This is a genomic window from Vibrio sp. 10N.222.48.A3, from assembly GCF_041475345.1.
In the GTDB taxonomy this organism is placed as follows: Bacteria; Pseudomonadota; Gammaproteobacteria; order Enterobacterales; family Vibrionaceae; genus Vibrio; species Vibrio tasmaniensis_A.
In genome coordinates this window covers 1-3,143 of the sequence record NZ_JBFRVX010001013.1, presented here as the reverse complement: position 1 = coordinate 3,143, position 3,143 = coordinate 1, and the positions used below count along the sequence as shown (strand labels likewise).

The window sequence follows — 3,143 nt, the reverse complement described above, 5'->3', positions numbered from 1 at the left end:
GTGACGCTAGCGGAATATAAGCATTTCGGAAAAGCAGCCAACGCACTGCATATGACACAACCTAATGTGAGTTTGCACCTAAAACAACTGGAACAACAAACACGCATCAAGTTGATAGAGCGAAGTCCGTTTCAACTGACTCAAGCAGGTGAAAGGTTACTAGAGACAAGTCAAAGAACATTACTCGAACTGCAGATTTGTCAGGCCGATCTCAACGCCATTAACGACCTTAAAATAGGCACGTTAACTATTGCCGTGAGCGACATCATCTCTCGATTCTTGCTAATTCGCCCGTTCCAGAAGTTCAAAGCGCAGTATCCGGGTATCGACCTAACGCTACTGAACACTACGTCATCTCAAGCATCGAGTTTAGTTAAGAACGCTCAGGCGGATCTTGGTTTTGTGATTGCGAAAGAGCAACACAACGAGTCGCTCTATTTTACTAAGCTTCAAGAGCTTTCATGGTGTGCGTTAGGCGATGGCTTCGACATGCAATACTCTGATAGCAAGACAGGAAACGAGGTTAAAGATGGCGATATAGAGACAGAACTCACCTTGATTCTACTTGGCCACGATACGAGAACCCGTGACTTCATTGATGAAGGTTTACCAAGCCTTAATCTACCCAATCATAGAGTCATGGAAGTAGGGAGTGTCGATGCTCAAATCGACTGGGCAGAAGCTGGGTTTGGAGTGGCCATCATTCCTGAGTTTGCGATATCCACTAAGCAGCATTTGAATTCAAAGGTTACGCCATTGACCAATTTCTCTAGCACCAGCCTAGGCTATATCGTGAGGCAGAATCAAGTCTTGTCTAAAGCGACCAAGCAGTTATTAGGCTGGGTGAATGATGAGATTACTCTGCTACAAAGCAAATAAACGCCATCACTGACTTAGAGTTACCTGAGCCTGCCAAGTGTCGGCTTTTTGTGTTCTGTTAATCATCGCTTTCTAGCATGCTAATTCGTAGGTGACTTCCCAAAATAAAAGGGTCGCTAATGAAGTGCTTGGTTGATACGGTATAATTCAATGATATGAAAGTTAATTTAGTACGCGAGTTTGGTAAATAGAACATGAAAAACACTGATTTTAGTCTGATCCCGTATTTTGTTGTCATGATGGAAGAGCTCTCTATCTCGAATACCGCGAAACGTTTTGGCGTTACTCAGCCCGCAATTAGTAAGGCGCTTAACCGACTAAAAGAAACCTATGATGACCCGTTGTTTGTGAAAACAAAGGAAGGCTATAGACCGAGCAGTTTTTGTTATGACATCTACCCTCAGATAAAACAGGCCTACGATGCCTTTGAATCGACTTTCCCGAGTAAGCGAAAGTTCGACCCAACAAAAATTGAAAGGTCGTTTAACGTCGCTTGCATTAGTGGTGCAACTTATTCATTGATGAAGCGTGTATCCGATATCCTCTATGCGGAAACGCCAGATATAGGTCTTCATATTGACCCTTACTATACTGCAGACATCATTCTAGACCTTCGCCAACACCGATATGATTTGTGTATAGTCCATACGCCTATCAACGATCCGGCAATGGAATGTATTCAGCTCTCTAACGAACCTATGGTGGTTGCTTATGATAAAAACCACCCTAGATTAGGGAACGAGATTACGTTGGAAGAATACCTTGAAGAGAAGCATGTTCTTCATAGTATGTGGGATACCAAAGAATCGCCGTTAACCAAAACCAGTAAGTATGCGAAGAGTAGAAAGGTTGCACGAAAGGCGCCTGGCCCATTTGAAATGCTTGATATGGTAAGAGGAACGGATTGGCTTTGTATTAGTCAGAAATCGATACTTGAAAGGTATGGCTTGCTGGATGATTTTAAGCTGTCGCCTTTACCGTTTGAATCGGATCTTGGTACTGAATATCTGGTGTGGCACAAGAGTCGTAATGCAGATATGGCGCATTCATGGTTTAGAAAAAAGATTGTTGATGCCTCACAAAAAAAGCCCCAGTGGGGCTTTAATTAGTCAGTTATCTTTAATGGTCGGTAGCCGGGTTATCTAGCTGTTGCTTCGCTGTTTAACCCTTGCTCCGCTATTTCGCGTTTTGTGCTTGCATCTGCTGAATTAGCTTTTGCATTTTTAGCGTGTTGTAATTGATGTCTGCGGCACTGAAGCCTTGGCCTTGTTGCATTGGGTAATCGTTTAGAGAGCCCATAAACTTAATCACTTCTTGAGACATTGGTACGAATAACCACATGTTGTCTACCATCCAACGAGTGTACATGCCAGATTCTTTCGCTGCGGTTTCAAACGGGTCCATACGTAGGTTTGTAATTGAAGCCCAAGCAGGAGCTTGACGGATAGCTGATTGCATCGTGCCTTCCATCATCGCGAAGCTTGCTTTCCAATCGTTCCAACGAAGCGCATTGAAGTCACCGTTTGCAGAGAAGTAGAAGATAGTTTCACGGGGTGACTTTTCAGCCTCTCCTTCAAAATATGGCATAAAGTTCGAGCCATCTAGGTGAACACGCCAATCTTTATTATTTAGAGAAACACCTTCTTTAAGGTCTTCAACGATAGAGTCATTGCCGGCAGCGGCAGCTAGTGTCGGTAACCAGTCTTCTTGAGACATTAGCGCATTAACCGCAGAGCCAGGTTCGATTACACCAGGCCATTTCACGATTTGTGGAACACGCATGCCGCCTTCGTAAGTTGTGCCTTTCTCACCGTGGAAAGGAGATGTACCGCCGTCAGGCCATGTAAACTTTTCTGCACCGTTATCGGTAGAAAGGATAACAATCGTGTTGTCTGCAACTTCTAAGCGTTCAAGAGTATCAAGCAACGCGCCGACGTTGTCGTCTAATTGAGCCATACCATCAGCGTAGATACCTTGACCAGAAATGCCGCTGTAATGTTCGTTCAGACGAGTCCAAACGTGCATGCGAGTCGAGTTGTACCAGATAAAGAAAGGCTTATCTTCTTTTACAGATTTCTCCATGAACGTGATAGCCGCTTCGGTAAAGTCCTCATCGATGTTTTCCATACGAGCACGAGTCAGTGGACCCGTATCTTCGATTTTGCCATCAGAGGTTGCTTTGATAACGCCGCGAGGCCCGTAGTTCTTTCTGAATTCTGGGTCTTTAGGGTAAAAGTAGGTTTCAGGCTCTTCTTCCGCGTTTA

Annotated in this window: 3 protein-coding genes; 2 read left to right on the top strand and 1 reads right to left on the bottom strand. The window is 44.3% G+C overall.

Annotated elements, in window-relative coordinates:
* On the top strand, positions 1-879 hold an 879-nt coding region (locus AB4653_RS23075; protein ID WP_372105414.1), incomplete at its 5' end, for a LysR family transcriptional regulator.
* Between the two features lie 194 nt (positions 880-1,073).
* The gene (locus AB4653_RS23070; RefSeq protein ID WP_012604073.1) at positions 1,074-1,988 is read left to right on the top strand and encodes a LysR family transcriptional regulator; all 915 of its coding nucleotides are present in this window, start codon (positions 1,074-1,076) and stop codon (positions 1,986-1,988) included.
* 67 nt (positions 1,989-2,055) lie between these two features.
* Here the strand turns inward: AB4653_RS23070 and AB4653_RS23065 are convergent.
* A partial coding sequence (locus AB4653_RS23065; protein ID WP_372105413.1) for a sulfatase-like hydrolase/transferase occupies positions 2,056-3,143 on the bottom strand: 1,088 nt, incomplete at its 5' end.